A 4,697-nucleotide genomic window follows, 5' to 3' on the forward strand; every position below is an offset into this window, starting at 1 on the left:
GTGCCAACAGCCATGCGCCCTGGGGAGTCTTTCGGCAACGATGCAGGAGTCGGGACTCTCTTCGGGTCCGCCGATCCAGACCCGTCGAACAACCGAGACGCGGTCCGCTTCAGCATCGAGGCGTGCGAGGAAGGGATGGACGCCCGCGGCGCCTCTCGCGGCGTGTCGATCACCGGCACACGCGGGCCGGACATCATCTGCGGCTCCCGGTTCGGCGACTCCATCAACGGACTCGGCGGCGCGGACGTGATATTCGCCTACGGCGGCAACGACGCCGTCAACGGTGGGACCGGAGACGACTACGTGGACGGCGGGTCCGGCAACGACGCGATCCGCGGGGGCCCCGGACGCGACCGCATAGTGGGTGGTCCGGGCCGGGATGCCTGCAGAGCGGAAGTCAGCACCCGCTGCTGAGCGAGCATGGGTAATGACGTGTACCTGAGACGACGCGCAACCACCCGAACAGCCCTTCTGGCGGTGGCAGCGATCATCTCGGGCGTCGCGTTCGCCCCGCCGGCACTCGCTGCCTCCGCGGACGTGCAGGTCGAGAAGACGTGTCGGAACCTCACTGCCAATAGGGGGGCCGGACACCAGACACCCGACCCGGACGACGAGGTGAGTGTGGCTCCCGGCGACAGGATCAGATGCACGATCGCAGTCACGAACAACGGCCCGGACGATTCAGAGTTCGTGAGCCTGTTCGACGATGTGCCGCCGGGGGTGACCGTGGAGAACGGACCCTCCTCGCAGCCTCCTCCGCCCGAGGGGTTCACGTGTGAGATCACCCAAGACGGGGATCTGATGTGCGAGGACCCCGAGCTACCTGAAGGGTCGACGAACTTCGTCACGTACGTCTTCAGGATTCCCGATGACGCCCGACCCGGAGATGCCTTTCGCAACTTCGCTTTCTCAGACCCATTCACGGACGACGCCGACACGTCGAACAACAGCGACGCCGTCAGGTTCGCCGTCGAAGAGTGCGAGGATGGGATCGACGCTCGCTTCGCGCGCCGGGGCGTCTCCATAACCGGCACCCGAGGTCCGGACATCATCTGCGGCTCCCGCTTCGGTGACTCCATCAACGGACTCGGGGGCGCGGACGTGATCTTCGCCTACGGCGGCAACGACGCAGTCAACGGCGGGACCGGAGCCGACTACATCGACGGCGGGACAGGCCGGGACGCCCTCCGCGGGGGCCCGGGCAGGGACCGGATAGTCAACTAGCCGGCCCCCGCCCGCGCACGCTCTACCGGCTGAGGTGGTGGACGACCGCCGCTGTCAGCCACCGCCACTCGTCCACCCGTGAGGTGATCTCGGGCGCACCGTTCATCACCGCGACCAGCTCCCAGTAGCGCATCGCCCTCGGATCCTGGTCGCGAAGGTGCCCGACGAACGAGGCAACGAAGGCATCGTCGGGCTGCTGTCCATTCGCAGCCGCCTGGGTCTCCACGAACTCCCGCACGATCGCGCCGGCGGAGTCCGACCGCGGGTCCTCGCCCCGGTCCATCGCCTCGCGCGCGGCGAGCACAGCGTCCTCGCTGGACGTCTTGGCCGCCTCGAGGTCGAAGTCGGCCGACCACGTCCTGGACGCCGACTCGCGCATGCCCTGGAGGAATTGGGGGTCGGACAGGATCCCGGACATCTCCACCCACGCGTCCAGCTGCTGCGGAGTGGGGTCATCCGGTAGCTGCGGCGTGCTGGCTTCGATCATGTCTTGCGTCCACTGCTCGTCGATGGGGATCCCCTCCGACACCTGCTGGTAGAAGCCTTCGATGACGGCCTTGCGCTCTTCGTTGGAAAGTCTCGTCACGGCCTGCAACCTCCTCAGGTCTGCTTCGTCGGGTCCGGTCTTGAGTGCGGCCCTGATCGCCGCGGCCACCCGGCCGAGCGAGGTCACGTGAGCCTCGATGGCGCGCAGCCGCAGCTCCAGGGCCTGTGCGAGGCTCAGCTCCCGGCTGAGCACCGCCCGTATGGCCGCCAGGTCCAGCCCGGCCTCCCGCAAGGTCCGGATGAGGTCCAACCGGACGAGGTCGGAGTCCGAGTAGAGCCTGTAGCCGGCCTGCGTGCGCTGCGCAGGAGGCAGAAGGCCTTCGTCGGAGTAGAAGCGCACGGTCTTCACGGGCAGTCCCGTCCGCTTCGCGATCTCGCCGATCGTCATGGGCTTGGCGTCCATGACGGCAGTGTGGACCCTCCAGCTACTGGAGAGTCAAGGCCTACGCGCTCTTCAGGGCCTGCTCGAAGTCGTGGAGCAGGTCCTCCGGGTCTTCGATGCCGACCGACACCCGGACGAGTCCCTCCCCGATCCCCGCAGAGGCGCGCTCCTCCGGCGTCAACTGGGTATGCGTCACCGAGGCCGCGTGGATTACCAGCGTGTGGACTCCTCCCAGGCTCGGCGCCATCTTCGCCAGGCGGACGCCTTCCGTGAACCGGCGGCCGGCGTCCAGTCCGTCCGCTAACTCAAAGGCGAGCATCCCGCCGAAGCCCCGCAGCATCGACATCGCCGTGCGGTGGTCCGGATGGCTCGGCAGCCCCGGGTACCAGACCCGCGCCACCTTCGGGTGTCCCTCCAGATAGCCCGCCACCTGTAGCGCGTTGCTGCAGTGACGCTCCATGCGCAGCGCCAGCGTTGCGGTGCCCCGCAGGGCCAGCCAGGCGTCGAACGGCGAGGCGGTGCCGCCGAGGTCCACGGACATCTCGCGGACCTCGTCCATCAGCTCGCGGGAGCCGCACGCCACGCCGCCGATCAGGTCGTGGTGGCCCCCGAGGTACTTGGTCGTGGAGTGAGCGACGATGTCCGCGCCGAGCGATAGCGGGTTGCACAGGTAGGGGCTGGCGAACGTGTTGTCCACCACCAGGCGGACCCCTCTGCTGCGGCACTCGGCCCCCAGCGCGGACAGGTCCGGGACCGAGACTGTGGGGTTGCCGATGGTCTCCGCGAAGCAGGCGACCGTGCCGTCCTCCATGGCAGCCACGAAGTCCTCGGCCCTGTGGCTGCCGGCGATGGTCGTCCGGACTCCCCAGCGCGGCAGGATCTTGCGGGCCACGGCGAACGATCCGCCGTACAGGTCCGGCGAGAACACGACATGGTCGCCCGACCTGGCCACTGCGGCCAGCGACGTGGTGATGGCTGCCATCCCCGACGAAAAGCTGACGGCCGCGCCGGCGCCCTCGAGGTCGGCGACCACCGACTCGAGCGCCGCGCGGGTGGGGTTGTGCCAGCGCGAGTAGACGTAGCCGGCGTCGTGGCCGGAGCGGATTATCTCCGCCAGCTCCTCCGCGCACGGAAAGGCGAACGTCGACGCCTGGTAGATGGGGACGGCCACCGGCTCGGCGGGGCCGAGGTCACGTCGCCCCTCGTCCGGACCCCACCGGAGCGAGCGCGTCGTGAAGCCGTGGGTCATGGGCGGAGTCTACCGGCGGTCCTGGGAGGTGCCGCGGTCAGCGGACGACCGCCAGGCCGTCTTTGATGACCGTTCCGTCCGGACCGGCCGTCTCAAAGACGTAGGGTCCATCGTCGGTTCTCCAGAATTTGGTGGTGATCGGCTGGCCGGGGATCACCGGCTTGGAGAACCGTCCGGCGAAGCGGGTCAGGCGGCTTGGGTCGCCGGAGGCCAGGTTCTCGACCGCGGCCCAGCAGGCGAACGCGAGCGTGTTCATGCCGTGGTTGATGACGCCCGGAAGCCCGACCTGCTTGGCAAACGAGTCGTCCAGGTGTATCGGGTTGTGGTCGCCGGAGGCCTGCGCATAGCGGGCCGGCTGGTCCGGGTCGATGCGCTGCTCCACCACGGCGACCGGGTCTGACTGCCTTGTCGCCGTGATGGACGGCACGGGCTCTCCGGTGGTGGGCTCCCCCGTGTGGCCCCGGACGTAGATCGTCCCGTAGAACTCGCCGAACGGCTCACCCGTCTCCGAGGCGTACACCACGTGGGCCGTGGCCGACGTCCCGCGCAGACTTCCTGCGATCCCGGAAACCCTCCCGCGGCAGACGAGCACGTCGCCCGCACGGATCGGGCGGTGAAAGCGCATGTCCTGGACGAGGTGGACCAGCCGCATCAGCAGGTCCACCGGCAGCGCCTCGGCCATGACGCCGGCCAGCGCGTCCCATCCGGCCACTATCGGGAAAAGAGGCGGGGCAACCGAGTCCGCCCCCTTGCGGTACAGGGGGCTGGGATCGTTGACCGCGTCCGCATAGCGCTCGATCGCCTCGGGCGTCACCTCGTAGCGGCGATCGTCGGACCAGATGCCGACCGTGTCGTGGTTGATCGCCACGACTATCTCCTGGTAGCGGAGGGGCTCCGCGTGGCCGACGGCGAAACTCGCGGAGACGGACTGCGCCCCGTCGCGGACGGGCTCACCGATGCAGCCGGCATCTTCTCCACCACAGTGGACTTGTTGATGTAGACCTTGGCCGTCGGCTGCTCGGCCCCCGGATCGCCGGGCGGACCGCCCTTGGCGAAGCCCTCAATCCTCTTGGCGATATCCATTCCGGTCGTGACCTTGCCCACCAGGGCGTAGTCGGGGGTGAGGCCGGCGCCCCCGGGACCGGTGACGATGAAGAACTGGGAACTGGACGTCCCGGCCGTCTCCTGCCCGCCCTTGGCCATGGCGACGAGGCCCTCCGTGTACTTGAGCGTCTTGGGCGGAGCCTCCGTCACCTTGTAACCGGCTCCGCCCGTCCCGTCGCCCTTCGGGTCGCC

At 68.8% G+C, this 4,697-nt stretch carries 6 protein-coding genes; 2 read left to right on the forward strand and 4 right to left on the reverse strand.

All coding sequences use genetic code 11. From position 1 onward, the window contains the following. Positions 1–414: hypothetical protein (locus VNE62_09955; protein HVE92602.1), on the forward strand; the 414-nt coding region annotated here is incomplete at its 5' end. Positions 415–420: 6 nt separating this feature from the next. Then, positions 421–1,224 (forward strand): hypothetical protein, encoded by an 804-nt coding sequence (locus VNE62_09960; protein ID HVE92603.1) that lies wholly within the window; start codon positions 421–423, stop codon positions 1,222–1,224. A 22-nt stretch (positions 1,225–1,246) separates the two neighbouring features. Here the strand turns inward: VNE62_09960 and VNE62_09965 are convergent, their stop codons facing one another. From VNE62_09965 to VNE62_09980, 4 genes are all read right to left on the reverse strand, one after another. Continuing rightward, positions 1,247–2,173, reverse strand: coding sequence for a MerR family transcriptional regulator (locus VNE62_09965; protein HVE92604.1), 927 nt, complete (start codon positions 2,171–2,173; stop codon positions 1,247–1,249). Positions 2,174–2,213: 40 nt separating this feature from the next. After that, on the reverse strand, positions 2,214–3,401 hold the full coding sequence (locus VNE62_09970) for an aminotransferase class I/II-fold pyridoxal phosphate-dependent enzyme (GenBank protein ID HVE92605.1): 1,188 nt from the start codon (positions 3,399–3,401) through the stop codon (positions 2,214–2,216). Between the two features lie 37 nt (positions 3,402–3,438). Next, positions 3,439–4,269: a MaoC/PaaZ C-terminal domain-containing protein gene (locus VNE62_09975; protein ID HVE92606.1), complete on the reverse strand. Its 831-nt coding sequence runs from the start codon at positions 4,267–4,269 to the stop codon at positions 3,439–3,441. A 2-nt stretch (positions 4,270–4,271) separates the two neighbouring features. Continuing rightward, the coding region (locus VNE62_09980) for a peptidylprolyl isomerase (GenBank protein ID HVE92607.1) at positions 4,272–4,697 on the reverse strand (426 nt) is incomplete at its 5' end.

The organism is Actinomycetota bacterium, from assembly GCA_035536535.1.
Classification (GTDB): domain Bacteria; phylum Actinomycetota; class JAICYB01; order JAICYB01; family JAICYB01; genus DATLNZ01.